We start from the raw sequence: 24,998 nt of genomic DNA, 5'->3' as shown, positions 1-24,998 counted from the left end.
ATGGAGCTGACGATGAAACGAACTCTTGCTTTGACCTCACTGTTGCTCTCAGCAGGCCTGGTGAGCACCACCGCGCAGTCAGCAGAATTCGCCAGTGCTGATTGTGTGACTGGCCTGAATGAAATTGGCCAGATCTCCGTGAATAATATCTCGGGGAGCCCGCAAGACGTTGAACGTATCGTGGCATTAAAGGCCGATGAGCAGGGTGCTTCATGGTATCGCATCATCCAGATGCAGGAAGATAACCATATCGACCACTGGCGGGTACAGGCCATTCTCTACGTGTAATATCCTTCCTGATAAAAGCCACTTATTTTTAGTGGCTTTTCGCTTTTGCAAATTTTTTATCTTATATAAAACCAATTAAGAACAATAAAATAACATTTTGTTACATTAATTGAGTAAACGTAATCCCTGCTCTGCCGTTGAAGAACCATACCTTTTCAATAATGAGCAATTTATGATCAACGTTTTTCGCCGCGCAGGCCTGGGCGCGAAGCTGTCACTGCTTACGGGCGTCAGTGTCGCCACGCTGTTTCTGCTTTTCACTTTGCTGCTCAGTCAAAAAGCCAGCCAGCAGCTTGAAGCCCTTGCGGTTGAAGATCTGCATAATCAGTCCACCGGCATGGTCGACATGGTGCAGATGTTTAACACCAGCCTGAGTGAAGAGGTTGAGAGCTATACCCGTCTGTTCACCACCTTTTTACCGCAGCCCCTGAACATTGATACTTCCCAAATCCAGACGATAAACGGGCTCAGCGTTCCGCTTCTGAAAGGCGGAGAAACCGGGTTGCATGAAAACAACACGCTTTCGGACGAATTCCTGAACCGTACAGGAGCCATTTCGACGCTGTTTGTACGCAGCGGTAACGACTTTATTCGTGTCGCCACATCCCTGCGCAAAGAGAACGGCGAGCGGGCAATGGGTACCGTTCTGGATAACGCCAGCCCGGCCTTTGCCGCCGTCAACAAAGGTGAAGTCTACCGCGGCCTGGCGCTGCTGTTTGGCAAACGCTACATCACCCAGTACCAGCCCGTTAAAAACGCCGAAGGACAGGTCATTGCGATCGTCTTTGTCGGGGTGGACATCACCCACTCCTGGAACGTCATGCGCGAGAAAATCCTCAACCGCCGCCTGGGCGAGAGCGGTCATTTCTTTGTGCTGGATCGCAGCAACGGCAAAACGCGCGGGCAATACCTGTTCCATGCCAGCGAAGAGGGAAAATTGCCGAAGTGGGACGGTGCGACGCAACAACAGCTTCTGAGTGACAAACCCGGCACGCTGGAGCGCGTAAGCGACGACGGTCGCACGCTGAAAATGGCCTATACCCCGCTGCCAGGCTGGAACTGGACTATCGTGGGCGAAGTGGATAAATCGGTGCTGCTCTCAAGCGTCACCGCCATGCGCGATCGCTTCCTGCTGGCCGGCGTGGTCTTATCCATCCTTTTTGCTGGCCTGTTCGTGGTCCTTATTCGCCGCGTGCTGACCCGACCACTGCGCAATGTGATCCACCTTGCCCGGCAATATGCCGCAGGGGATCTCCGTTCCAGCCTGCCCGTAACGCGCCAGGACGAAGTCGGCCAGTTGATCGATGCTATTAACGGCATCGGCGGCGGCCTGCAAAAAATTGTGCTGCAGGTCCGTGAGGCCGCAGGCGAGATCCATTCAGGCACCAACGCGCTGGCCGCCGACACTGGCGAGATTTCAGAGCAGATCAACAAGCAGGCCAGCAGCGTGGAAGAGACCTCCGCCAGCATGGAGCAGCTGGCCGCCACCGTACAGCAAAATGCCGCCAACATGGAGCAAACGCAGCAGCTGGTGGGTGAAACCTCGCTCGCGGTTCATCAGGGCGGTGAGACGGTCACCCACGCGGTGTCGACCATGGACGATATTCGCGAAGCGTCAAAACGCATCGAAGACATCACGCGGGTGATCGAGTCCATCGCTTTCCAGACCAATATTCTGGCGCTGAATGCGGCAGTGGAAGCGGCTCGCGCGGGCGAGCACGGAAAAGGGTTTGCGGTAGTCGCGCAGGAAGTTCGCGCGCTGGCGGGCCGCAGCGCTAACGCGGTGAAGGAGATTGAACAGCTGATTGGCGATACGCTCAGAAAAGTGAGTGAGGGTCATGCGCTGTCTGAACAGACACGCCTGGCGATGGATGACATCATCATTCATATCGATAACATCAGCCAGCTGGTCACCGAGATTAACCATGCCTCACGCGAGCAGTCCGCCGGGATCGGCCAGGTGAACCTCGCCATGACCCATATTGGCGAAGCGTCGCATATCAATGCCGATCGCATCTCACGCAGCGAGCAAACCGCTCAAACGCTGCGCGAGAAGGGTTCACACCTGACTCAGCTGGTGAGTCTGTTCCAGCTAAAAGGCTAGCCGACTCTGCCTGTGGCACGCAGCAGCAGGTCACTTTGTACCTGCTCGCTCATCAGCGTACCGCCACGGGTGTCCAGCATCATGCGGCACCACGCCTGCGCCACCGGGGGCGATGCGTACCGCAGCATCTGGCTCCCGGTACCGAGCAAGAAAAGCTGCTGTGCGATCTCCCGCCCCTGCGCCTCCTGCGGTTTACGCAGTTTTTGCTGAAGCTGTCGCCAGCAGCGGTCGAAGTGTCTGTCCTGCCCTTTCACCTGCGCAAACTCGTCGGCGAGCAGATCGTGAATACCCGGCTGCTTCGCCAGCACGCGCAGCACGTCCAGGCACATGATATTGCCTGACCCTTCCCAGATACTGTTTACGGGCATCTCGCGATACAGGCGGGGAAGTTCGCTCTCTTCGCAATATCCGATCCCACCCAGCACCTCCATCGCCTCAGCGACAAACGGAATGCCCGCTTTACACACGCTAAATTTCGCGGCCGGGGTAAACAGCCGCGCCCAGGCGGCCTCTTGTGGATCCACGCGCTTATCCCATGCCCGGGCCAGGCGGAACAGCAGCGCCGTTTGCCCCTCCAGCACCAGCGCCATCCGGCTTAATACTTCACGCATTAGCGGCTGGTCGATGAGGTTTTTGCCGAAGGTCTGACGCTGATGCGCATGATAAAGCGCCACCGAGAGCGCCCGACGCATGAGTCCGTGGCTGCCCAGCGCGCAGTCAAAGCGCGTCAGACCGCCCATTTTAAGGATCTGCCGTACCCCTTCGCCTTCTTCCCCCAGCAGCCAGCCGGAGGCATCAAGAAACTCCACCTCGCTGCTGGCGTTGGAGCGGTTCCCGAGCTTGTCCTTAAGGCGCTCCAGCCGGACGGCGTTGCGCTGTCCGTCAGGCAAAAAGCGCGGCACAAAAAAGCAGGACAACCCGCCCTTCGCCTGGGCCAGCACCAGGTGCGCATCGCTTTGCGGGACGGAGAAAAACCATTTATGCCCCACCAGCCTGTAACTGCCGTCGCTGCATTTTTCCGCTTTAGTGGTGTTGCTGAGCACGTCCGAGCCGCCCTGCTTCTCCGTCATCCCCATGCCGATCAGCAGGCCGCGCTTTTGCGCGCCGGGGGACAGATGAGGATCGTAGCGATCGCTGAGCAGCGGCGTCAGCCAGTCGTGAAATATTTTGGGGAGCGCCTGCTGTAGCAGCGGTGTCGCGGCAAACGTCATGGTGACCGGGCAAAGCGTGCCCGCCTCTACTTGAGCATGAAGCACAAAGCGTGCGGCCCGAGCGACAAACGACCCTTTACGCACCTCCTCTTCCCATGCCAGGTTATGTACGCGGTTGGCACAGAGTCCCTGCATCAGCAAGTGCCATGCCGGGTGAAAGCGGACGTCATCCAGGCGCTCTCCGGCGGCGTCATAACGTAGTAACTCCGGAGGATTAACGTTTGCCAGCCTGCCCAGTTCCAGCGACTCCGCCGTACCCAGCTGCTGACCAATGCTGGCGAGGAGTTCGATATCCCACTCAGCCCCTTCACGCACGACCGCATCGCGCAGGGCGCAGTCCGAGAGGAAAAGGTTGCTGTTGGAAAGCGGTGCAGGTTGATTGAAAACGGTATGAGTCTGCCAGTGCATGCTGTCTCCCTCCTTCAGTGGCAATGACGATAAGTATGGACAGACCGCGCACACGCTGCATGGGAGGGGAGTCACACGTTCGCGATCCCGCTGATATCATTCGTGAAATAGTTCACAGAACATAAGAATAAACTATTTCATGACTTCGCTTTTGTTGAATAATTTATTCTTACCCTTTTCAGTGAGGATCGTTATGCAACCGGATGCGCACAAGCGAGCATTAATTGCAGGCTCCATTGGTAACTTTATCGAGTGGTATGAGTTTGCGGTCTACGGTTTTCTGGCGACCGTCATTGCGAAAAACTTCTTCCAGCTTGAAGGAGAAGCGGGGCTTACCAGCCTGATCCTCACCTACGCCTCGTTTGCGATCGCCTTCTTCTTCCGCCCGCTGGGTGCTGTGGTGTTTGGCCGTATCGGCGACCGGATTGGCCGTAAACCGACGCTCATCATTGTGCTGATACTGATGACGCTGGCTACCGCCGCCATCGGCATTGTGCCGGTCTACGCCAGCATCGGGATTGCCGCGCCGATCATTATTACGCTGCTTCGCATCCTACAGGGGCTGTTCGCGGGCGGCGAGTACGGCGGTGCGGTCTCGCTGATGACGGAGTTCGCCCCGCGCGGCAAGCGTGGGCTCTATGGCGCGTGGCAGTCCTTTACCGTGGCGCTGGGACTGTTAGCAGGCGCAGGCATCGTGGCGCTCCTCTCCACCCTCCTCACGCCTGAAGCCCTGCACGATTGGGGCTGGCGCATTCCTTTCTTCCTGGCGCTGCCCATGGGCGTTGTGGCGCTGTGGCTTCGTGTCAGCATGGAAGAGACACCCAGCTTTGTGCAGCAGCAGGATAAACCGGTTGTCGCTCAGGCGGATACTGCCGCCACGCTCCGGGCCATCGTGATGGGGATTGGGCGCGTAATGGTCTGGTCTGCGGCGGGATATACCTATCTGGTGATTATGCCGACCTATCTGCAGTCGGCGCTGCATACCGGGTTTAATCAGGCGCTGTTGATTGCGGTGATTTCGAATATTGGGTTTGCGCTAACCATCATTCCGTCGGGGATCCTGAGCGACCGGATCGGGCGTCGCACGGTGATGATTATCGCCACCGCGCTGCTGCTGATCCTCGCCCTGCCGCTGCTGAAAATTCTGCAGGCGGAGTCAAGCACGCTGGCGGTGAAAGCGGTCGTGGTGTTGATTGCCGGCGGTCTGGTGGGCATGCTGGCGGGGCCGGGCCCGGCGATGCTATCTGAGATGTTCCCGACGCGCGTACGCTATACGGGGCTGGGGCTGGCCTACTCTTTGTCGAACGCGATTTTCTCTGGATGTGCAGGGTTAATCATCACCGGGCTGATTAAGCAGACGGGCAACCTGGATATTCCGGCGTATTACGTGATGGCGACGGCGATAGTGAGTATTTTCGCGCTGATGACGCTGAGGAAGGATGACCATTTGCGGCCGTTAGAAGAGTGAGGTTGTTTTGCCGGGTGGCGCTTCGCTTACCCGGTCTACAAAACCGTAGGCCCGGTAAGGCGTAGCCGCCACCGGGCGAAAATCAGCTACGCTGACGCACCGCTTCAAACAGGCAGATGCCCGTCGCAACAGAAACGTTCAGGGACGACACGCTGCCCGCCATCGGGATGCTGATCAGCTCGTCGCAGTGCTCGCGGGTCAGACGGCGCATGCCTTCGCCTTCCGCACCCATCACCAGCGCCAGACGGCCGGTCATTTTGCTCTGGTACAGAGTATGGTCCGCTTCACCGGCGGTACCGACGATCCAGATGTTCTCTTCCTGCAGCAGACGCATGGTGCGCGCCAGGTTAGTCACGCGGATCAGCGGAACGTTTTCCGCCGCGCCGCAGGCCACTTTCTTCGCCGTCGCGTTCAGCTGCGCGGAGCGATCTTTCGGCACGATCACCGCGTGCACGCCCGCCGCATCGGCACTACGCAGGCACGCGCCGAGGTTGTGCGGATCGGTTACGCCATCGAGGATCAGGAAGAACGGATTATCCAGTTCAGCAATCAGATCCGGCAGATCGTTCTCCTGATACTGACGACCTGGCTTCACGCGGGCAATAATCCCCTGGTGAACCGCGCCTTCACTTTTCTCATCCAGGAACTGGCGGTTTGCCAGCTGGATCACCACGCCCTGCGCTTCCAGCGCGTGGATCAGCGGCATCAGACGCTTATCTTCACGCCCTTTCAGAATAAACACTTCCTGAAAACGCTCCGGTGCGCGCTCGAGAAGGGCCTGCACCGCGTGGATGCCGTAAATCATTTCACTCATTGATGGTTCTCGTAATAAGTATTTCCCCTCCCCCCGTTGGGGAGAGGGTCAGGGTGAGGGGAGAATTTACTCCGCCTGCTTTTTCTTGGCCGCGCGCTTCGCTTTGGTGGCGGCAGCTATTTTCTGCGTTTTAGCGGAAGGTTTTTTCGCTGAACGGGCTTCTTTCTTCGCCGCCTTCGGCTTCGGTTTCTTCTCGCCGCGGAACGCGCTGTCCGGCTCGAAGTTTACCTTCTTGCCCGCCTGACGACGTTTACCGCCGCCCGGTTTACCGTTACCGGTTTTTTTCGCCCTTTCACGCTCGGTTTTACCGACGTTACGCGGCGCGCGTTCGCTGGAGATCAGGCTGAAGTCGATTTTACGATCGTCCATATTCACGGCTTCGACCTTCACTTCCACACGGTCGCCCAGACGATAGGTCTGGCCGCCAGATTCACCAATCAGGCGCTGACCGACCTGGTCGAAGCGGTAGTAGTCGTTATCCAGGCTGGAGACGTGCACCAGACCGTCGATGAACAGCTCGTCCAGGCGAACGAAGAAACCAAAGCCGGTCACGCTGGCAATCACGCCTTTAAAGACGTTACCGACCTGATCGAGCATAAAGTCACACTTCAGCCAGTCCGCCACGTCACGTGTTGCTTCATCGGCACGACGTTCGGTCATGGAGCAGTGCTGACCCAGCTGCAGCATCTCTTCCATCGAATAGTGATAGCCACCGGTTTCGGTGGTGTTCCCTTTATGGCCCTGCTCCTGCGCCAGCAGATACTTGATCGCACGGTGCAGAGAGAGGTCAGGGTAACGACGGATCGGCGACGTAAAGTGGGCGTAAGACTGCAGCGCCAGACCGAAGTGTCCCCGGTTTTCCGGATCGTAAATTGCCTGTTTCATAGAGCGCAGCAGCATCGTCTGCAGCATTTCTGCGTCAGGACGATCGCCAATGGACTCCAGCAGCTCGGCGTAATCGCGCGGCTCTGGCTTGTTACCGCCAGGCAGCTCCAGACCCAGTTCAGCCAGCACAGAGCGGAACGCGGTGATGGCTTCCGTTGACGGTTTATCGTGAATACGGAACAGCGCAGGCTCTTTGGCTTTCTCAACGAATCGTGCCGCCGAGATGTTCGCCAGAATCATACACTCTTCGATCAGCTTGTGCGCATCGTTACGCTGGGTCTGCTCGATACGCTCAATGCGGCGTTCTGCGTTGAAAATAAATTTCGCTTCTTCACTCTCAAACGAGATCCCGCCGCGCTCTTCGCGCGCCTGATCCAGCGTTTTGTAGAGGTTATGCAGCTCTTCGATGTGTTTGACCAGCGGCGCGTACTGTTCGCGCAGATCCTGGTCGCCCTGCAGCATATGCCAGACTTTGGTATAGGTCAGACGCGCATGCGAGCTCATCACCGCTTCGTAGAACTTGTAGCCGGTTAAGCGCCCTTTGGTGGAGATAGTCATCTCGCAAACCATACAGAGGCGGTCAACCTGTGGGTTCAGGGAGCACAGGCCGTTAGACAGCACTTCCGGCAGCATCGGTACAACCTGAGACGGGAAGTAGACCGAGGTACCGCGGCTGCGTGCTTCGTTATCCAGCGGGGTGTGCGGACGAACATAGTAGCTTACGTCTGCAATAGCGACCCACAGACGCCAGCCGCCACCGCGTTTTTTCTCGCAGTAGACGGCGTCATCGAAGTCGCGGGCGTCTTCACCATCGATAGTGACCAGCGGCAGGGAGCGCAGATCCACGCGGCCCACTTTGGATTCTTCCGGGACTTCTTCGCGCAGGCTTTCGATCTGCTCTTCAACCGCTTTCGGCCAGATGTACGGAATTTCATGGGTGCGCAATGCCATATCAACGGCCATCGTGGTGCCCATGTTATCGCCAAGCACTTCGACGATTTTACCTACCGCTTTGGTGCGACGGGTTGGGCGCTGGGTGAGTTCCACCACCACCACAAAGCCCATGCGGGCGCCCATCACCTCTTCAGGTGGGATCAGAATGTCGAAGCTCAGACGGCTGTCGTCCGGCACCACGAAGCCCACGCCCGCGTCGGTAAAGTAGCGGCCAACAATCTGGCTGGTTTTTGGCACCAGAACGCGTACCACGCGCGCTTCGCGGCGACCTTTACGGTCAGCGCCCAGCGGCTGCGCCAGGATCTGGTCGCCGTGGATGCACATTTTCATCTGTTCAGATGAGAGGTACAGATCGTCTTTACGGCCTTCTACGCGCAGGAAGCCAAAACCGTCGCGGTGACCAATGACGGTCCCTTTTAGCAGATCGAGGCGTTCTGGCAGCGCGTAGCACTGGCGGCGGGTAAAGACCAGCTGCCCGTCACGCTCCATTGCGCGCAGGCGGCGGCGAAGGGCTTCAATTTGCTCTTCACCTTCAATGTTTAATTCAACGGCAAGTTCTTCACGATTGGCGGGTTTTTCGCGTTTTGTTAAGTGTTCAATGATGAACTCGCGGCTGGGAATAGGATTCGCGTATTTTTCGGCTTCGCGTTCCTGGAAAGGATCATGTGACATGTCGGTTCCTCCGTTGTCAGCTCCGGTGGAAATTTTCTTCATTCCACCAGCAATAATTTATAAAGCGGTTGATTCTCTTCAACCAAATCGGCCAGCGTGTAGTTATCCAACTCCATGAGAAAACTTTGCACGGCCTTTGAAAGCGCCTTTTTCAGGCGGCAAGCGGGCGTGATGTGGCAGAACTCGCTACTGCAGTTCACCAGAGACAGCGGCTCCAGTTCACGTACCACATCGCCAACACGAATACTCTGTGCCGGTTTACCGAGACGGATCCCACCATTCTTCCCGCGGACGGCAGCAACGTATCCGGCACGACTAAGTTGATTGATTATTTTGACCATATGATTACGGGATACGCCGTAGACCTCTGTGACTTCAGAGATACTGGTCATCTTCCCCTCGGGTAACGACGCCATGTAGATCAGCGCACGTAAGCCGTAATCGGTGAAACTTGTTAACTGCACATCAACCTCAGGAAAAAAGGGAAAACGCGGTCAAACCGCAGAGATATTCATTAATGATGATAAACCAGCCAGATAGTTAGGGGCTAATTTATTTGACAGACGGGGCGAAAAAGCGGAGATCCAGGAGCGTTCGCCGGATGGCGCTACGCTTATCCGGCCTACGGGTCACCCCGCAGGCCAGCATTCACGAAGATTATGCGTCGAACGGGTCGCGCAGGATCATCGTTTCAGTACGATCCGGGCCGGTAGAAATAATATCGATCGGCACTTCGGTCAGTTCTTCAATACGCTTGATGTAATCCAGCGCCGCCTGCGGCAGGCCGCTACGCTCTTTCACACCGAAAGTGGTCTCAGACCAGCCCGGCATGGTTTCGTAGATTGGCTCAATGCCTTCCCAGTCGTCAGCAGCCAGCGGCGTGGTGGTCACTTCGCGGCCATCTGGCATACGGTAGCCTACGCAGATTTTCACTTCTTTCAGGCCGTCCAGTACGTCCAGCTTGGTCAGGCAGAAACCAGACAGGGAGTTGATCTGCACTGCACGACGCACTGCAACCGCATCCAGCCAGCCGGTACGACGACGACGACCGGTGGTCGCGCCAAACTCGTTACCCTGCTTGCACAGGAATTCGCCGGTTTCATCAAACAACTCGGTCGGGAATGGACCCGCACCCACGCGAGTGGAGTACGCTTTGATGATGCCCAGAACGTAATCCACATAACGTGGACCCAGGCCAGAGCCGGTCGCCACGCCACCTGCGGTGGTGTTAGAGGAGGTGACGTACGGATAGGTACCGTGGTCGATGTCCAGCAGCGTACCCTGCGCACCTTCGAACATGACGAAATCGCCACGCTTGCGCGCCTGGTCCAGCAGATCGGATACATCAACAACCATACCGGTCAGAATGTCTGCAATCGCCATGACGTCATCCAGCACTTTCTGGTAGTCAACAGCGTCAGCTTTGTAGAAGTTCACCAGCTGGAAGTTGTGATATTCCATCACTTCTTTCAGTTTTTCAGCGAAGGTGGCTTTGTCGAAGAGGTCGCCCACGCGCAGACCGCGACGCGCAACTTTATCTTCGTAAGCCGGGCCGATACCACGACCGGTGGTACCGATCGCTTTCGCGCCGCGCGCTTTCTCACGCGCTACGTCCAGCGCCACATGATAATCCAGGATCAGCGGGCAGGCCTCGGAGAGCAGCAGACGCTCACGAACAGGGATACCACGGTCTTCCAGACCTTTCATCTCTTTCATCAGCGCAGCAGGAGACAGCACAACGCCGTTACCGATGATGCTGGTGACGTTATCACGAAGAATGCCTGATGGAATAAGATGGAGGACGGTTTTTTCACCGTTGATTACGAGAGTATGGCCTGCGTTGTGACCGCCCTGGTAGCGTACAACATATTTAGCCCGTTCAGTCAGAAGATCAACAATCTTCCCTTTACCTTCGTCACCCCATTGGGTGCCCAGTACGACGACGTTGTTACCCATTTTTTTCAAAATCACCGTTTGCTTAAAAATGGATTCTACCATCGCTTTTTCAGATATACAGCACTTTTTGACCTCAAAACACGCCGATTGCGCCTACTTTTTGATCAGCCAATCGTTTTCTTCAACATGTAGTAGATAACGATACCCGCAACCACAAGACCTCCGCCAAAACGACGCAAAATATTATCCGGCAGTTGGCTCATCGTGGCGATCATTCGACGCCAGGCGCGCGGATAAAGCATCGGTCCAAGACCTTCCAGCACCAGAACCAGGGCCAGTGCGAGCCAGATCGTTGAATTCATTTTTATTCCTTATAAAAGAAAACCACCGCTCCGTTGAGAGCGGTGGTTTGAATACTCAAACGAGCCTGAGTTTATCGCGTTGCGTTAGTCGGCGTCTTCATATAACGGAAGAAATCGCTGTCCGGGCTGAGCACCATCACATCCTGGTTGCTCTGGAAGCTATTCTCGTAAGCACGCAGGCTACGGATAAAGGCGTAGAAGTCAGGATCCTGGCTGAAGGCATCAGCGAACAGCTTCGCCGCTTCGGCATCGCCTTCACCGCGCAGGATACGGCCCTGGCGCTCAGATTCCGCCAGCGTCTTGGTGACTTCATAGTCCGCAGCTGCACGCAGCTTCTCAGCCTCTTCCTGGCCCTGTGAACGGTGACGACGGGCTACCGCTTCACGCTCGGCGCGCATACGGTTGTAAATCGCCTCGGACACTTCGACTGGCAGGTTGATCTGCTTGATACGCACATCAACCACTTCAATACCCAGCGCAGCCATACTGTTCGGGTTGATCACCGGCACTTTACCGTTGGTTTCCGCCTGAACGCGTTCAGCCGCTTTGGCAATCGCATCATCTGCTGCCGGCGTTGAAACTTCGTCTTCGGTGCCCGCGGTACCGGAGTTCAGCGCATCGCGAACTTCCAGGGTCAGACGACCACGGGAGTCGGTCACGATGTCTTTCACATCCAGACGACCAATCTCGGAACGCAGACGGTCAGAGAACTTACGTTTCAGCAGCACTTCTGCCTGAGAAACGTCACCACCGCCCGTTGCCAGGAAATAACGGCTGAAATCGCTGATGCGCCATTTGATATAGGAATCAACGATCAGGTCTTTCTTCTCTTTGGTCACGAAACGGTCGGCCTGGTTATCCATGGTCTGGATACGCGCATCAAGCGTTTTCACTGACTGAATGAACGGCACCTTGAAGTGCAGGCCCGGCTCGTAAATCACCGGGCGTTTGTCGCCATCACGCACGACGCTGCTGAACTGGAACTTAATCCCACGCTCGCCTTCTTTCACCACAAAGATCGAGGTATAAAGCGCGACCAGTACGATGACGATAATCGCAATAACTGACTTACGCATCCTTATTCCCCCTGACGCTGGTAGTCGTTACGCTGCGCGTTAGCACGGCGTTGGTCCATAATGTCACCATCGTTCGAAGAAGGCGTTGTGTTCGTGCTGGCGCTGCCTGTTGAGGCTGGCGGCAAACGCAGCAGGTTGTTCGCGCCGCTGGTGTCGCCTTTCGCTGCTGGCGCAGAACTGCCTTTTAGCATCTGATCCAGCGGCAGAACCATCAGGTTTCCGCCTTTATTGTCGTTAACCAACACCTTGCGGGTGTGGCTCAGCACTTTTTCCATGGTCTCGATATAGAGACGCTCACGGGTAATTTCCGGCGCCGCTTTATATTCCGGCAGGATCTTCGCGAAGCGAGCCACTTCACCCTGTGCTTCCAGGATGGTCTGCGTCTTATACGCGCGCGCTTCTTCCAGAATACGCTGCGCCTGACCGTTAGCGCGTGGCTGAACTTCGTTGGTGTACGCTTCTGCTTCACGGATGTACTGCTGTTCGTTTTCACGGGCAGCAATCGCATCGTCAAATGCGGCTTTCACCTCTTCCGGCGGACGCGCAGCCTGGAAGTTGACGTCCAGCAGGGTGATACCCATGTTGTACGGACGAATGGTCTCTTCCAGCTCGCGCTGGGTATCGCTACGAATAACGGTACGACCTTCGGTCAGGATACGGTCCATGGTGTATTTACCGATCACGCCACGCAGGGCGCTGTCGGTCGCCTGACGCAGGCTGTCATCGGCGCTGGTCACGCTAAACAGATAACGCTCAGGATCGGTCACGCGGTACTGCACGTTCATCTCAACGCGCACCACGTTTTCGTCAGAGGTCAGCATCACGCCAGAGGCGGCCAGTTCACGGACGGATTCCACGTTTACCGCGGTCACGTCGTCAATGAAGGTCGGCTTCCAGTTCAGACCTGGCTCAACCAGATGGCTGAACTTGCCGAAACGGGTGACCACGCCGCGTTCTGCTTCTTTAATGGTGTAGAACCCGCTGGCTGCCCAGATGATGACCACCGCAGCGGCCACGATGCCCACTACGCGGCCCCCCATTGGCGGGCGCGAACTCTGAGTGGAATTGCCACCCGAGCCAGAACCTTTTCCTCCGCCAAGGCCACCAAGCTTCTTGCTCAGTTTGCGGAAGATATCATCCAGATCCGGCGGCCCCTGCTCGCGACCACCTTTGTTGCCATTTCCCTCAGAGTTGCCGCCAGGTTTGCTGCTTCCCCACGGGTCGCGGTCTTGTCCGTTATTACCGGGCTGATTCCACGCCATGTATATGCTCCATATTTGTTATGCAAGGGCGAATTATTCAGGCATCCCCTTTCTGATCAGACGATATAGTCGACCAGCGCAGGTTCTTGTTTACAGAGGCGACGCCAGTCAACGATCGGCATACGCACCTGCATCCCCACGCTGCCGTCATCCTCCATCCACTCTTTTTCTATCGCCTGAAGCTGATAAAACCGGCTGCGCAGCCTGCCTTCCTGTGGCGGCAGTCGCAGCGTGTGCTGAGCTACCTCACCGGAAAGACGTTCTGTCAAAGCCTGGAAAAGCAGTGGCACACCAATACCGGTCTGGGCGGATAGCCAGACCCGAATCGGTTTGTTTTCTTCATCTCTGTCGATACGCGGTTCGAAATCGTCCAGCATATCGATCTTGTTCATGACCAACAGCGTTGGGATCTCGTGGGCGTCGATCTCTTCGAGCACCACGTTCACCGCGTCGATGTTCTCCTGCACGCGCACGTCTGCTGCATCAATCACGTGCAGCAGCAAAGTCGCCTGTCGCGTCTCCTGCAGGGTGGCTTTAAACGCCGCCACCAGGTCATGCGGCAGATGGCGGATAAACCCTACGGTATCCGCCAGCACCGTTTCACCGACGTCTGCAACGTCAATACGGCGCAGCGTAGGGTCCAGGGTCGCAAACAACTGGTCTGCGGCATAAACCTGGGCCTCGGTTATCTGGTTAAACAGGGTGGATTTACCGGCGTTGGTATAGCCCACCAGCGACACCGTCGGGATATCGGCTTTGGTTCGCGCCCGACGTCCCTGTTCACGCTGTTTCTCTACACGTTCCAGACGTGAGAGGATCTGGGTAATTCGGCCACGCAGCAAACGACGGTCGGTTTCAAGCTGGGTTTCACCCGGGCCGCGCAAACCAATCCCGCCTTTTTGTCTTTCAAGGTGTGTCCAGCCACGCACCAGACGCGTTGCCAGATGGCGCAGCTGCGCCAGCTCAACCTGCAGTTTCCCTTCGTGGGTACGTGCACGCTGAGCAAAAATATCCAAAATCAAACCCGTGCGATCGATAACACGGCATTCGCAAAGGGCTTCCAGGTTGCGCTCCTGGGCTGGAGACAGCGCATGATCAAACAACACGACTGACGCGCCGGTTGCTTTTACGGCATCCGCAATTTCGACTGCTTTACCTTCACCAACAAAATACTTTGGGTGCGGCGCTTTACGGCTACCGGTAATCACCTGCATTGCTTCGACACCGGCGGAAGAGACCAGAGATTCAAACTCCTGGAGGTCTTCCATATCTTTGTCTTGCGAAAAATAGATGTGTACCAGCACCGCCTGCTCACCGGCATCATAACGGTCAAACAAGCGTAAACCTCTCTAAAAAGATCAGCGGGGAACGCAGGATCCCTGGCTCCCCGTGTGGATAACAGTGCGAAACCTTATTCGGTCTCGTCGCTGTCCTGCGCCGGTGTTGAAGAACCCTGCGCGCTGCTGCCATGATGGTAATTACTACCAGTGCCGCCGCCAGCGTTATTGCTGTGATGAGATACCGGACGGGACGGAACAACAGTAGAAATAGCGTGCTTGTAGACCATCTGACTGACCGTGTTTTTCAACAGAATCACAAACTGATCGAAAGACTCAATCTGACCTTGCAGCTTAATACCATTCACCAAATAAATAGAAACTGGAACACGTTCCCGACGCAATGCGTTCAGGAACGGATCTTGTAAAGATTGCCCCTTAGCCATTCTATCTTTTCCTTATATGCTTGTTTTGTACTTAGAACCTTGCGATTCTGAAAAATTGCGCACGATACGTCTCAATTGTACACATTCAGTGAGCGATATCACCAACAACCTCAATCACTTCGTTTAACGCCTGTTGCGGTTTTTCACTGTCTAACCAGTGAACGCCGTCCCAACCGCGCAACCAGGTGATCTGGCGCTTCGCTAACTGTCTCGTGGCGCAAACACCTCTATAAACCATTTCATCGTATGAAATTTCACCTTCAAGATACGACCACATCTGGCGGTATCCCACACAACGAATGGAAGGCATGTCCGTATGCAAATCTCCACGGGCAAATAGCGCCCGCACTTCTGCTTCAAAATCTGAAGCTAACATCTGATGAAAACGCTGCTCAATTCGCTGATGGAGCAGTTCACGGCTCGCCGGGGCGATGGCGAACTGATGCACCTGATACGGCAGAGCGTCTCCTGACGTTTGCGTCAGTTCCGTTAAAGTTTTACCCGAAATGAAAAAAACTTCCAGTGCCCGGGAAAGCCTTTGCGGATCATTTGGATGGATCCGCGCTGCAGCAACCGGGTCAATGTCCGCCAGTTGCTGATGCAAAACGTCCCAACCCTGCTCTGCCGCCTGCTGCTCAATTTTCGCTCTTATTTCCGGATCCGCGGATGGCAGAGGTGACAACCCCTCCAGCAACGCCTTGAAATAGAGCATGGTTCCGCCAACCAACAGCGGTATACGTCCCGCCGCCGTTATCTCGGCCATCTCGGCTAAGGCATCCCGGCGGAAATCCGCTGCGGAGTACGCCTGAGCCGGGTCGAGAATATCCAGCAAACGGTGCGGTGCCGCACGCAACTCTTCTGCGTCAGGCTTCGCCGTGCCGATGTCCATCCCCCGGTAGATGAGGGCGGAGTCGACGCTAATCAACTCTACAGGCAAAACTTTACGCAACTCAATGGCTAGCGCCGTTTTGCCGGAGGCCGTTGGGCCCATTAAAAAAATTGCCTTAGGCAGGCTCGCCTTACTTGCGTCAATCATGTTTCAGGGCGTTCATCGCCGTTTGTAAATCAACAGGTTGTAATAACCCACCCGGCGGCGTTTTCACCAGATGCGGACAGAGGCGTTCCACCTCCGCCAGCACGCTAATGGCCTGCGCCATGCTCCACGGCGTATGTTCACTTGCCAGATGGCGGGCGATCCACTGCGCGGTGTTGGCGGCATCAAACGATGTTTGCTGCGCCAGGTAGCCTATCAGTTCAGGAATCAAGTTTTGTAAATTTTGTTGGCGTAAGGGTAAAGGCACTGCACGAATTGTCACATGTTGTGGTTCGAGCACAGTTTCAATACCCATTTGCGCCAGCTGCGGCTCTGCGCGCTGCAATACCCTTGTTTCATCAAGGGATATTTTCAGGCGAACCGGAATTAACAACGGCTGCGCACAGGCTGCATTTTCGCCTGGCGTGAGCTGCACCTGCTTGAGCCAGCGTTCGGCGACCGGCAACGCCAGAAGCATCAATTTGCCGTCACGTTCAAGCAGTGCCATATCCGGCGCGATAATCGTCAGCACCCGGCCAAAACTCTGGCTATGGCCGTCCAGAGAAGGCTGAGCGGCCGGAATGTGCTCTTTACGCTCCACGGCTGGCGTTTCCAGCAGCTTGCGGTACAACGCGCCCTGCTGCTTCTGATAGCCTGGCTGAGCATTCGGGTAGTTCGCGCCCGTCGGACGCGGTGCGCTCCCTGCCGGGGAAAAACGCGGGGCTTCCGGTTCACGCGCGACGGCAGGCTCCGCAAAATGGTTGCGCCCTGCCGCTACACGGTTTTCCGGCAGCGGACGCGGTGCAGGGGCGTCGTTCTCCAGCGGCAGCGTTGGCTCTGCCTGCTGCTGCAGCACGGCGGCCACCCCCTGATAAATGAAGTCGTGAACCAGACGCGACTGGTGGAACCGCACCTCATGCTTGGCGGGATGGACGTTCACATCCACCTGATGGGGGTCGATTTCCAGATAAAGGACGAAAGCAGGCTGCTGATCGGCCCCGAGTTTGTCTTCGCAGGCCTGGCGAATCGCGTGATTGATGAGACGGTCGCGCATCATGCGGCCGTTTACGTAGCAATACTGAATTTCAGAGAACGCAGCACTGCTCGCGTTTGGATCGGCAACCCAGCCGCGCAGAGCCAGATCGCCGTGCTGCCACTCAATGGCCAGTGCCTGTTCCAGAAACGGCGTACCGCAGATCGCCCCCAAACGACGCTCTTTTTGTCCACCTTCTGCCACCGCGCGGTACTGGCGCATCACCTTGCCGTTGTGGCTGAGGTTGATGGTGACATCGAAGCGGGCCAGCGCGATACGGCGAATGATCTCGTCGATATGGCCGAACTCGGTCTTCTCGGTACGCATAAACTTGCGTCGGGCGGGGGTGTTGTAGAACAGATCCAGGACTTCCAGCGTCGTGCCGACAGGGTGCGCCGCGGGTTTGACCGTCACATCCATATCGCGCCCTTCGGCGTAAGCCTGCCAGGCTTCCTGCTGTTCAGCGGTACGGGAGGTCAGCGTTAAGCGCGAAACCGAGCTGATACTGGCCAGCGCTTCACCGCGAAAACCGAGGCTAATAATCGCTTCCAGGTCATCCAGAGAGGCAATTTTACTGGTGGCGTGACGGGCCAGCGCCAGCGCCAGCTCCTCTTTTTTAATGCCGCAGCCGTTGTCGCGAATGCGGATTAGCTTCGCGCCACCGCGTTCGATATCAATATCGATGCGGGTTGCGCCCGCATCGAGGCTGTTTTCCACCAGCTCCTTCACCACCGACGCAGGGCGTTCCACCACCTCACCGGCGGCGATTTGGTTCGCGAGCTGCGGCGGTAGAACCTGAATCGGCATGAATTCTCCTTAGTTGGTCGCGGTCATCTCACCCGGTAGCGCTGCACTGGCCGTCTGGGCAGCGCCGCTTTGTGGCGCGGACTGCAGCGGATGGGCATCAAAGTATTTACGCAAACCGTTATAAATCGCTTCGGCAATTTGCTGCTGGTAGCTGTCGCTTCCCAACAGACGCTCTTCACCGTTGTTACTGATAAAGCCCGTCTCTACAAGGATGGACGGGATATCCGGCGAGCGCAGAACGCCGAGGCTGGCATGTTCCGGACGGCGCTTATGCAACACACCAATGCTTTGCAGCTGGTTCAATACGTTAGTGGCGACATCATACCCGACGCGCTGAGAATGACCGAACTGTAAATCCAGCACCGCCTGGCTGAGGTACGGATCGGACTGGCTATTCGCCAGCACATCGCCCGCGCCGCCTAACAGTTCAGACTGCTTCTCATGCTCTTCCAGCCAGTTGGCCATTTCGCTGTTGGCGCGACGGTTCGACAGCACCCAAACCGAGGCGCCGGTGGCGCTACGATTCGGTGCGGCGTCCGCATGAATGGAGACCAGGAAGTTTGCGTTTTGCTTACGCGCCACGTCCGAGCGTCCCATTACGGAGATAAAGTAATCCCCGTCGCGGGTCAACACGCCTTTAAACATAGGGTCGTCATTGAGTAGCGAACGCAGTTTACGCGCGATAGCGATAGTCACGTTTTTCTCTCGCGTGCCGCCAGGGCCAATCGCCCCCGGATCTTCCCCGCCGTGGCCCGCATCAATGGCGATAATCACTTTGTCACCGCTGACCGTCGCGCGTCGCGCGCTGGCCGCCGGACGCGTCACCGTATTGCTGCTGGTTGCCGCGGTAATGCGGTCGTTCTGCGATTTAAACGGATTACGCGCAGGTTCAGAAGGACGCGGCGTATAAACCGGTTCTTCCACGCGCTTCGCAACGACCGGCGGCGGTGGAGGCGGAGGCGGTGCGTCGGCATTGATGGTAAAGACCACCGTATAGTTCGCCCCGTTTTGCTGCTTCACCGCCTTCGTTTTGCCCTTTTCGGTCAGATCGACCACCAGGCGTAACGACTGGCTATCCTGGGGCGTTCCCGAACGGATACTTTTCACCAGATTGTTACCGCTGAACCGCAGCGGTAACCCCTGTATCACGCCTGTTTGTTTGATATCCAGTGCCACGCTGTGGCTATCTGGCTGTGAAAACGCATATTCAGGATCGCCCATAAAGCTGAACGTGATCCGGGCCTGGCTTTCGCCGTTTGATACCTGAATATCTGAGAGGTTTGCCGCCCCGGCCTGCGCGCACAGCAGCACGGTGGCAGCCAACAACCAACCTTTAACGCGATTTATCATCCCGTCATCCCTACGCTTAACCGGCCAGACGCGCCAGTAAGGAACTACCTGATGAGGAAACAGCACTGATGCGTGCCTCACGCCCTTGTGCCTGGTAATCTAAGTGAATTTCGACATCCGGGTCAGGCAGCACACCCGCACCTTGTTGCGGCCACTCCACCAGGCAAATGGCGTCGTTGGCAAAATAATCACGGATCCCCATAAATTCCAGCTCCTCAGGATCCGCAAGGCGGTATAAATCGAAGTGGTACACCATGAGATTTTCAAGGGTGTACGGTTCTACCAGCGTGTAGGTTGGGCTTTTCACATTCCCGTTATGCCCTAACGCCTGCAAAAAACCCCGGCTGAAGGTGGTTTTACCCGCACCTAAATCACCATACAGATAAATGACGGTTGCCCCCTGACAGGCCTGCGCCACGCGCTTGCCAAGATCTAAAGTGGCTTGTTCATCAGGTAAAGGAATCGCTCGATTAGTCATTTTCTACGTCAATCACATCCGGGTTAACAACACGCCGCAGCGTGCAAAAAAGATCGGTGGCCAGCATACCGCGTGTACCGTAACGCGCAGCCAGTTTATCCGCCGCGACACCGTGGGCCACGCAGCCCGCGCAGGCTGCATCATAAAGGGGAAGTTTCTGTCCAAGCAATGCGCCAATGATGCCGGAAAGCACATCGCCCATGCCGCCGCTTGCCATGCCCGCATTTCCGGCATCAATAATACCCTGCGTCTCGTCACTGGCGACAATGGTTCCTGCCCCTTTCAAAACAGCAACACCTCCGTAACGTTTTACCAGACGCTGAGCAGAAAGTAAGCGATCGCTTTCAATTTCTGCCACGCTGCAGTTAAGCAGTCGCGCGGCTTCGCCGGGGTGTGGCGTCAGAATGCGATTGTGACGCTTATCCGGGTTTATTGCCAGAAGGTTAAGCGCGTCGGCATCCCACAGCATCGGTTTACGAAAATTCTCGACCTTTTGCAGGGCCTGTTTACCCCATGCCTGCTGCCCAAGGCCGGGTCCAATCACCACCACATCCGCCCATTCGAGGCTTTCTTCAAGCGTCTGGGGCGTAAGCTCATGGACCATCAGCTCCGGTCGGGCTGTAATGATCGGCGCAATATTCTCAATGCGAGTGAGTACTCGCACTAACCCGGCACCGCTGCGCAGAGCCGCTTCGCCGGTCATGCGAATCGCACCTGCCGTACCGTGATCGCCGCCAATAATCACCAGCCTGCCGTGATCGCCCTTATGGGACGTCGGCCGGCGCGGCGGGAGCCACGCAGCAAGCTGCGACGCATCAAAACGCGCTATGCGCATTTCCTGCCCGGCCAGCCAGCTCTCCAGCCCCAGAGCATTGTGGTGCAGCACGCCAACGACGTCTCGCGCTTTACCGGTCAGTAACCCCGGCTTGAGGGCGATGAAGGTCACAGTATGTGCAGCCTGAATGACCGCCCCCGGCGTCGCGCCGGTTTGTGCGATGAGGCCTGAGGGAATATCCAGAGCGACAACCGGCGCGGAATGGCTGTTAGCGTGTTCAATAAGCGCGGCAATGTTCTCACGAGGCGCACTGCGTAGCCCGGTACCCAGCAGACCATCAACAATCAGATCCACCTCCTCTGGCCAGACGATATCAGGCGCATGAATCACACCGCCTGCGTTAAGCCATGCCTCCCGCGCCGCGTCGGCCTCTTCCGGCAGCGGTTTATCACTCTCCTGGGCCAGCAACGTCACGCGGATACCTGCCGCAACCGCGAGACGGGCGACGACGTAGCCGTCGCCGCCATTATTGCCGTAACCGCACAGAATCAGCCAGTGGGCGGCCTGCGGGTACGCGCTGCGGGCAACGTTAAACGCCGCCTCACCTGCACGCTGCATCAGTTCATAAAGGGTAATCCCGAGGCTGTCTGCAGCCTCTTTTTCGGCGCGCCGGAGGTCATCCGCATGCCAGATGGAATGTGGTATACTTGCGGGGTTTTTCTTCACCGTATGGTCCGTCATGTCACAGCCCCTCGATCTCAATGAATTAGCGCAAAAAATAAAACAGTGGGGTGCTGAGCTTGGCTTCCAGAAGGTGGGCATTACCGATACCGACCTTTCCGCCAGCGAGCCAAAACTGCAGGCCTGGCTGGACAAACAATACCACGGCGAAATGGAATGGATGGCGCGTCATGGCATGATGCGCGCCCGTCCTCACGAGCTTTTGCCGGGCACATTACGCGTCATCAGCGTGCGCATGAACTATCTGCCCGCCAACGCGGCCTTTGCGCGCACGCTAAAAAATCCCTCTTTGGGTTACGTCAGCCGGTACGCCCTGGGACGTGATTACCATAAGCTCTTGCGTAACCGTTTAAAAAAACTCGGGGAAACTATTCAGCAGCACTGTGTTTCGCTGAATTTTAGACCCTTTGTCGATTCTGCGCCTATTCTTGAGCGCCCGATCGCCGAAAAAGCCGGGCTTGGCTGGACAGGTAAGCACTCACTTATCCTGAGCCGCGACGCCGGATCGTTCTTCTTCCTGGGTGAACTGCTGATTGATTTACCGCTGCCGGTAGACGGCCCGGTAGAGGAAGGCTGTGGTCGCTGCGTGGCCTGCATGACCATCTGCCCGACGGGTGCCATCGTCGAGCCTTACACCGTTGATGCGCGCCGCTGCATCTCCTACCTCACTATCGAACTGGAAGGGGCCATTCCAGAGGAATTTCGACCGCTTATCGGCAACCGCATATACGGCTGCGACGACTGTCAGTTGATCTGCCCGTGGAACCGCTATTCGCAGCTCACGGACGAAGAGGATTTCAGCCCGCGTAAGGCGCTGCATGCGCCACAGCTCATTGAGTTATTCGCCTGGACCGAAGCCTGGTTCCTGAAAGTGACGGAAGGTTCGGCCATTCGCCGCATCGGTCATCTGCGCTGGCTGCGTAATGTTGCCGTTGCGCTGGGGAATGCCCCGTGGGATGAAGCGAATGTGCGGGCGCTTGAAAGCCGTAGAGGTGAGCACCCACTTCTTGATGAACACATAGAATGGGCGATTGCGCAGCAAATTGAGAAGCGTAATGCCTGTGCGATCGAGGTGCAGCTACCGAAGAAACAGCGTCTGGTGCGGGTGATTGAAAAAGGGCTTACGCGGGATGCCTGAACTATTCACAGCCTGTGAATAAAATTACAAACTCAAGCGCCATCTGGGCTGGAGAAGAGGTCAAGTGATCTCAATAACATTTTGAAATCATATTTTATTTATAAAATACAATTAATTACAGAGATACTATTCACCCTGCTAAGTTTTCATCCTGTTCCGGGCAAGCACAGTTTCTGTGGATAACTCTGTTCACAAGAGTATTTCAGCGACAATAGAAAACGTCCCCAACGAATCTTTTCGCTGTGGATATTTTAGAGATGAAGAAGAATTTGGAGCGGGAAACGAGACTCGAACTCGCGACCCCGACCTTGGCAAGGTCGTGCTCTACCAACTGAGCTATTCCCGCTTGGGCAGTCTGTGCTGTGGAAGCACTTTCAAATTTTGGAGCGGGAAACGAGACTCGAACTCGCGACCCCGACCTTGGCAAGGTCGTGCTCTACCAACTGAGCTATTCCCGCTTGGGTGTTCTGGTGCTGTGCGTATCCTGAGATACTTTCAAATTTTGGAGCGGGAAACGAGACTCGAACTCGCGACCCCGACCTTGGCAAGGTCGTGCTCTACCAACTGAGCTATTCCCGCAAATCTGCACTGCTTTTGTTGCTGTCGTAACGTGTAATTCTCTGTCGTTACGGGAGGCGCATTATACGAGAAATCCTTTTAGCTGCAACCCCCCTTAAAGCGATTTTTTCGAAATTCAGTTCAAATGCTTATTTAATCGGCAAGCTGAACAATTTAACGACAAAAACCCGGCCGCGCAAGGCACCGGATCTCAAAATCACAGCTTAATAAAGTTTTCGCGGTAGTAGGAAAGCTCCGCCACGGACTCACGGATATCGTCCATCGCCTGGTGGGTACCCTGCTTTTTAAAGCCGTCGAGGATTTCAGGCTTCCAGCGACGCGCCAGCTCTTTCAGGGTGCTGACATCCAGATAGCGGTAGTGGAAGTAAGACTCCAGCTCCGGCATGTACTTAAACAGGAAGCGGCGATCCTGGCCGATGCTATTCCCACAGATTGGCGATTTGCCTGCCGGAACCCACTGTTTCAGGAACTCAAGCGTCGCCAGCTCAGCCTCACGGTCGCCGAATGTGCTGGCCTTCACGCGCTCCACCAGGCCACTGCCGGTGTGGGTGCGCACGTTCCATTCATCCATCAAAGCCAGCTGGTCATCGGACTGATGCACCGCAATCGTTGGCCCTTCAGCAAGGATATTCAGGTTGGCGTCCGTCACCAGAGTTGCAATTTCAATGATGCGATCGCGCTCGGGATCCAGCCCGGTCATTTCGAGATCGATCCAAATCAGGTTGTTTTCATCCGCGCTCATGTTATTTTCCACCCTTCTCGCATAACCGGCAGTAGCAGGTTAACTAGTATTAATTAGAGTGTATCATAGAGGTTTTGCCCCTTACGGGCGACCAGGAGCCAGCGCGATTGAGTAAAAATAAACTCTCCAAAGGGCAGCAGCGCCGCGTAAACGCCAACCACCAGCGCCGTCTTAAAACCACTTCGGAGAAGCCGGATTATGACGACAACCTGTTTGGTGAAGCGACTGAAGGCGTAGTCATCAGCCGTTTCGGTATGCATGCCGATGTCGAATCCGCCGACGGGGATATTCACCGTTGCAATATCCGTCGCACCATCCGTTCACTGGTTACCGGCGATCGCGTGGTCTGGCGTCCGGGAAAAGCGGCCGCTGAAGGGGTCACGGTTAAAGGCATCGTTGAAGCCGTGCATGAACGCACGTCGGTGCTCACCCGCCCGGATTTCTACGATGGCGTGAAACCGATTGCCGCCAACATTAACCAGATCGTCATTGTTTCGGCGATTTTACCTGAGCTTTCGCTCAACATTATCGACCGATACCTTGTCGCCTGCGAAACGCTGCAGGTGGAACCGATCATCGTATTGAACAAAATCGATCTGCTGGATGACGACGGTATGGCCTTCGTGAATGAGCAGATGGATATCTACCGTAAGATCGGCTATCGCGTGCTGATGGTCTCCAGCCACACCAAAGATGGCCTTAAACCGTTAGAAGAGGCGCTGACCGACCGTATCAGCATCTTTGCGGGCCAGTCCGGCGTGGGTAAATCGAGCCTGCTGAACAACCTGCTTGGCCTCCAGCAAGAGATCCTGACTAACGATGTGTCCAACGTCTCGGGTCTGGGCCAGCACACCACCACCGCCTCGCGTCTGTATCATTTCCCGCACGGCGGCGATGTGATCGACTCCCCGGGGGTGCGTGAGTTCGGTTTGTGGCACCTTGAGCCGGAACAAATCTTTAACGGATTTGTCGAATTCCATGATTATTTAGGCGCTTGTAAATACCGCGACTGTAAACACGATAACGACCCAGGCTGCGCTATCCGTGAAGCGGTTGAGAAAGGCGAGATCGCGGAAACCCGCTTCGAGAATTATCACCGTATTCTTGAGAGCATGGAAGACGTAAAAACGCGTAAAAACTTTTCTGATTCTGATAACTGACAACTAAGCTAAGCATCGCTAAAATCGTCCCCTTTTTTC

General features: G+C 56.1%; 21 protein-coding genes and 3 tRNA genes. 5 read left to right on the top strand and 19 right to left on the bottom strand.

Translation table 11 applies throughout. The features are described from left to right. Nucleotides 1–288 carry a DUF1471 family protease activator YjfN gene (gene yjfN, locus FU672_RS19470; RefSeq protein ID WP_080328798.1) on the top strand — a complete coding sequence of 96 codons (288 nt, stop codon included), beginning with the start codon at nucleotides 1–3 and terminating at the stop codon, nucleotides 286–288. 172 nt (nucleotides 289–460) lie between these two features. Continuing rightward, nucleotides 461–2,392 (top strand): methyl-accepting chemotaxis protein, encoded by a 1,932-nt coding sequence (locus FU672_RS19465; RefSeq protein WP_148244460.1) that lies wholly within the window; start codon nucleotides 461–463, stop codon nucleotides 2,390–2,392. Here FU672_RS19465 and FU672_RS19460 read toward each other — a convergent pair. Beyond that, nucleotides 2,389–4,011: an isovaleryl-CoA dehydrogenase gene (locus FU672_RS19460; RefSeq protein WP_148244459.1), complete on the bottom strand. Its 1,623-nt coding sequence runs from the start codon at nucleotides 4,009–4,011 to the stop codon at nucleotides 2,389–2,391. The two genes, FU672_RS19465 and FU672_RS19460, sit on opposite strands and share 4 nt — an antisense overlap. 193 nt (nucleotides 4,012–4,204) lie before the next feature. Here FU672_RS19460 and FU672_RS19455 point away from each other — a divergent pair, with 193 nt between their 5' ends. Continuing rightward, nucleotides 4,205–5,479 (top strand): MFS transporter, encoded by a 1,275-nt coding sequence (locus FU672_RS19455; protein WP_148244458.1) that lies wholly within the window; start codon nucleotides 4,205–4,207, stop codon nucleotides 5,477–5,479. 82 nt (nucleotides 5,480–5,561) lie between these two features. Here the strand turns inward: FU672_RS19455 and rlmB are convergent, their stop codons facing one another. The 14 genes from rlmB to nnr all read right to left on the bottom strand — a co-directional run bounded on the left by rlmB (nucleotide 5,562) and on the right by nnr (nucleotide 21,340). Further along, nucleotides 5,562–6,293: a 23S rRNA (guanosine(2251)-2'-O)-methyltransferase RlmB gene (rlmB, locus tag FU672_RS19450; protein ID WP_058840431.1), complete on the bottom strand. Its 732-nt coding sequence runs from the start codon at nucleotides 6,291–6,293 to the stop codon at nucleotides 5,562–5,564. Between the two features lie 66 nt (nucleotides 6,294–6,359). After that, nucleotides 6,360–8,804: a ribonuclease R gene (gene rnr, locus FU672_RS19445; protein ID WP_148244457.1), complete on the bottom strand. Its 2,445-nt coding sequence runs from the start codon at nucleotides 8,802–8,804 to the stop codon at nucleotides 6,360–6,362. Between the two features lie 38 nt (nucleotides 8,805–8,842). Further along, a complete protein-coding gene (gene nsrR, locus FU672_RS19440) occupies nucleotides 8,843–9,268 on the bottom strand; it encodes a nitric oxide-sensing transcriptional repressor NsrR (RefSeq protein ID WP_023334253.1) in 426 nt (141 codons plus the stop codon). Nucleotides 9,269–9,461: 193 nt separating this feature from the next. After that, nucleotides 9,462–10,760 (bottom strand): adenylosuccinate synthase, encoded by a 1,299-nt coding sequence (locus FU672_RS19435; RefSeq protein ID WP_024907332.1) that lies wholly within the window; start codon nucleotides 10,758–10,760, stop codon nucleotides 9,462–9,464. A 104-nt stretch (nucleotides 10,761–10,864) separates the two neighbouring features. Next, on the bottom strand, nucleotides 10,865–11,062 hold the full coding sequence (locus FU672_RS19430; RefSeq protein WP_010427497.1) for a DUF2065 domain-containing protein: 198 nt from the start codon (nucleotides 11,060–11,062) through the stop codon (nucleotides 10,865–10,867). 71 nt (nucleotides 11,063–11,133) lie between these two features. Further along, complete coding sequence (gene hflC / locus FU672_RS19425; RefSeq protein WP_023334250.1) at nucleotides 11,134–12,138, bottom strand: protease modulator HflC; 1,005 nt, start codon at nucleotides 12,136–12,138, stop codon at nucleotides 11,134–11,136. A 2-nt stretch (nucleotides 12,139–12,140) separates the two neighbouring features. Continuing rightward, nucleotides 12,141–13,400 carry an FtsH protease activity modulator HflK gene (gene hflK, locus FU672_RS19420; protein WP_024907334.1) on the bottom strand — a complete coding sequence of 420 codons (1,260 nt, stop codon included), beginning with the start codon at nucleotides 13,398–13,400 and terminating at the stop codon, nucleotides 12,141–12,143. A gap of 56 nt (nucleotides 13,401–13,456) precedes the next feature. Continuing rightward, nucleotides 13,457–14,737 carry a ribosome rescue GTPase HflX gene (gene hflX, locus FU672_RS19415; protein WP_023310136.1) on the bottom strand — a complete coding sequence of 427 codons (1,281 nt, stop codon included), beginning with the start codon at nucleotides 14,735–14,737 and terminating at the stop codon, nucleotides 13,457–13,459. 74 nt (nucleotides 14,738–14,811) lie between these two features. Further along, a complete protein-coding gene (hfq, locus tag FU672_RS19410) occupies nucleotides 14,812–15,123 on the bottom strand; it encodes an RNA chaperone Hfq (protein ID WP_023334248.1) in 312 nt (103 codons plus the stop codon). Nucleotides 15,124–15,208: 85 nt separating this feature from the next. Beyond that, a complete protein-coding gene (gene miaA, locus FU672_RS19405; protein ID WP_148244456.1) occupies nucleotides 15,209–16,159 on the bottom strand; it encodes a tRNA (adenosine(37)-N6)-dimethylallyltransferase MiaA in 951 nt (316 codons plus the stop codon). Then, nucleotides 16,152–17,996, bottom strand: coding sequence for a DNA mismatch repair endonuclease MutL (gene mutL / locus FU672_RS19400; RefSeq protein ID WP_148244455.1), 1,845 nt, complete (start codon nucleotides 17,994–17,996; stop codon nucleotides 16,152–16,154). The genes miaA and mutL overlap by 8 nt, the downstream gene beginning before the upstream one ends. Before the next feature lie 9 nt (nucleotides 17,997–18,005). Then, entirely contained in the window at nucleotides 18,006–19,346 is a 1,341-nt protein-coding gene (amiB, locus tag FU672_RS19395) for an N-acetylmuramoyl-L-alanine amidase AmiB (RefSeq protein WP_148244454.1), read from the bottom strand. A gap of 16 nt (nucleotides 19,347–19,362) precedes the next feature. Beyond that, on the bottom strand, nucleotides 19,363–19,824 hold the full coding sequence (gene tsaE / locus FU672_RS19390) for a tRNA (adenosine(37)-N6)-threonylcarbamoyltransferase complex ATPase subunit type 1 TsaE (RefSeq protein WP_008502923.1): 462 nt from the start codon (nucleotides 19,822–19,824) through the stop codon (nucleotides 19,363–19,365). Continuing rightward, on the bottom strand, nucleotides 19,817–21,340 hold the full coding sequence (nnr, locus tag FU672_RS19385; protein ID WP_148244453.1) for a bifunctional ADP-dependent NAD(P)H-hydrate dehydratase/NAD(P)H-hydrate epimerase: 1,524 nt from the start codon (nucleotides 21,338–21,340) through the stop codon (nucleotides 19,817–19,819). The genes tsaE and nnr overlap by 8 nt, the downstream gene beginning before the upstream one ends. Between nnr and queG the strand changes: the two genes are divergently transcribed. Continuing rightward, complete coding sequence (queG, locus tag FU672_RS19380) at nucleotides 21,339–22,478, top strand: tRNA epoxyqueuosine(34) reductase QueG (protein ID WP_148244452.1); 1,140 nt, start codon at nucleotides 21,339–21,341, stop codon at nucleotides 22,476–22,478. The genes nnr and queG overlap by 2 nt on opposite strands. A 270-nt stretch (nucleotides 22,479–22,748) precedes the next feature. On the opposite strand, the gene FU672_RS19375 is transcribed toward queG, so the two are convergent. From FU672_RS19375 to orn, 4 genes are all read right to left on the bottom strand, one after another. Then, nucleotides 22,749–22,824 (bottom strand) — tRNA-Gly (locus tag FU672_RS19375). 36 nt (nucleotides 22,825–22,860) lie between these two features. Beyond that, nucleotides 22,861–22,936: transfer RNA gene (locus FU672_RS19370), tRNA-Gly, on the bottom strand. 45 nt (nucleotides 22,937–22,981) lie between these two features. After that, nucleotides 22,982–23,057: transfer RNA gene (locus tag FU672_RS19365), tRNA-Gly, on the bottom strand. A gap of 196 nt (nucleotides 23,058–23,253) precedes the next feature. After that, the gene (gene orn / locus FU672_RS19360) at nucleotides 23,254–23,799 is read right to left on the bottom strand and encodes an oligoribonuclease (RefSeq protein ID WP_023310130.1); all 546 of its coding nucleotides are present in this window, start codon (nucleotides 23,797–23,799) and stop codon (nucleotides 23,254–23,256) included. A gap of 107 nt (nucleotides 23,800–23,906) precedes the next feature. Here orn and rsgA point away from each other — a divergent pair, with 107 nt between their 5' ends. Next, nucleotides 23,907–24,959 carry a small ribosomal subunit biogenesis GTPase RsgA gene (gene rsgA, locus FU672_RS19355; protein WP_187360833.1) on the top strand — a complete coding sequence of 351 codons (1,053 nt, stop codon included), beginning with the start codon at nucleotides 23,907–23,909 and terminating at the stop codon, nucleotides 24,957–24,959. The last annotated feature ends 39 nt before the right edge of the window (nucleotides 24,960–24,998 follow it).

The organism is Enterobacter asburiae (assembly GCF_008080435.1).
Taxonomy (GTDB): Bacteria; Pseudomonadota; Gammaproteobacteria; order Enterobacterales; family Enterobacteriaceae; genus Enterobacter; species Enterobacter asburiae_C.
The sequence above is the reverse complement of the archived record's forward strand: the minus strand, read 5'-3'. Positions and strand labels throughout refer to the sequence as shown.

Coding starts and splice junctions, on each gene's coding strand:
- yjfN (WP_080328798.1), top strand. CDS start 1: ATGGAGCTGACGATGAAACGAACTCTTGCTTTGACCTCACTGTTGCTC.
- FU672_RS19465 (WP_148244460.1), top strand. CDS start 461: ATGATCAACGTTTTTCGCCGCGCAGGCCTGGGCGCGAAGCTGTCACTG.
- FU672_RS19460 (WP_148244459.1), bottom strand. CDS start 4,011: ATGCACTGGCAGACTCATACCGTTTTCAATCAACCTGCACCGCTTTCC.
- FU672_RS19455 (WP_148244458.1), top strand. CDS start 4,205: ATGCAACCGGATGCGCACAAGCGAGCATTAATTGCAGGCTCCATTGGT.
- rlmB (WP_058840431.1), bottom strand. CDS start 6,293: ATGAGTGAAATGATTTACGGCATCCACGCGGTGCAGGCCCTTCTCGAG.
- rnr (WP_148244457.1), bottom strand. CDS start 8,804: ATGTCACATGATCCTTTCCAGGAACGCGAAGCCGAAAAATACGCGAAT.
- FU672_RS19435 (WP_024907332.1), bottom strand. CDS start 10,760: ATGGGTAACAACGTCGTCGTACTGGGCACCCAATGGGGTGACGAAGGT.
- FU672_RS19430 (WP_010427497.1), bottom strand. CDS start 11,062: ATGAATTCAACGATCTGGCTCGCACTGGCCCTGGTTCTGGTGCTGGAA.
- hflC (WP_023334250.1), bottom strand. CDS start 12,138: ATGCGTAAGTCAGTTATTGCGATTATCGTCATCGTACTGGTCGCGCTT.
- hflK (WP_024907334.1), bottom strand. CDS start 13,400: ATGGCGTGGAATCAGCCCGGTAATAACGGACAAGACCGCGACCCGTGG.
- hfq (WP_023334248.1), bottom strand. CDS start 15,123: ATGGCTAAGGGGCAATCTTTACAAGATCCGTTCCTGAACGCATTGCGT.
- miaA (WP_148244456.1), bottom strand. CDS start 16,159: ATGATTGACGCAAGTAAGGCGAGCCTGCCTAAGGCAATTTTTTTAATG.
- mutL (WP_148244455.1), bottom strand. CDS start 17,996: ATGCCGATTCAGGTTCTACCGCCGCAGCTCGCGAACCAAATCGCCGCC.
- amiB (WP_148244454.1), bottom strand. CDS start 19,346: ATGATAAATCGCGTTAAAGGTTGGTTGTTGGCTGCCACCGTGCTGCTG.
- tsaE (WP_008502923.1), bottom strand. CDS start 19,824: ATGACTAATCGAGCGATTCCTTTACCTGATGAACAAGCCACTTTAGAT.
- queG (WP_148244452.1), top strand. CDS start 21,339: ATGTCACAGCCCCTCGATCTCAATGAATTAGCGCAAAAAATAAAACAG.
- nnr (WP_148244453.1), bottom strand. CDS start 21,340: ATGACGGACCATACGGTGAAGAAAAACCCCGCAAGTATACCACATTCC.
- orn (WP_023310130.1), bottom strand. CDS start 23,799: ATGAGCGCGGATGAAAACAACCTGATTTGGATCGATCTCGAAATGACC.